General features: G+C 80.8%; 1 pseudogene. It reads right to left on the reverse strand.

The features are described from left to right. A pseudogene (locus tag AE652_RS47700) lies at positions 1 to 372 on the reverse strand (sensor histidine kinase); the annotation flags it as partial. Between the last annotated feature and the right edge of the window lie 357 nt (positions 373 to 729).

The raw sequence follows: 729 nt of genomic DNA on the forward strand, positions 1-729 counted from the left end.
CAGCACCGCCCCGGCCACCGCCACCAGAGCCGCCGCCCACGCGGACCGGTACGCCGCCCGCGCGGTCACCGTCCCGAGGGCGACCAGCAACGCCGCGTCGGCGGGCAGCTGAACACCCAGCAGCCACTGCGCGAGCGCCGCGGCGGCGATCACCCCGAACGCGGCCCGGGGCGCCCGCCGCCGCCACACCAACGGCAGCACCAGGGCGGTCTGCAGCGCGAAGCCCGTACCGTTCGCCACCCGCCCCGGCCCGAGTGTCACCAGGAACAGGGCCGCCGCGAGCGCGGCGTCCGCCACCAGGGGCGGCACCCGCCCCGGCAGCCGGGCGAGGGCTCCCGGCGGGCCCGTCCGTACCGCGCCGGTCTCGGTCATCGTGTCCGTCCTCGCGTCCGCGTCGTCCGGCGTCCTCGCCGGAGCCCCACGGTAGGGCCCCCGCGCCCGCGAAGGCGTCCGCCCGCCGGCGGACACCGGGGGGAGACCCCGGGACACCGGGGGCTCCTCCGCGCGGAGGAGCGAACGCGCGCCGGGGCGACCCGCGCCCACCGGCGGGATCGTCCCCCGGCAGGGCGCCCCGCACCCCCGGCGGCGGAACCCTGGTGACGACCCCGCAGCCGCACCGCCCGAGGAGTACGCGCCATGCCCCCGACCATGCCCCCGACCCGCCGCGCCCGGACCGCCGGACGGCCGCGCCGACACCTCCCACCAGCGACTATGCGGCTGCGCCCGGCC

This window comes from Kitasatospora sp. MY 5-36, assembly GCF_001182915.1.
GTDB lineage: Bacteria > Actinomycetota > Actinomycetes > Streptomycetales > Streptomycetaceae > Kitasatospora.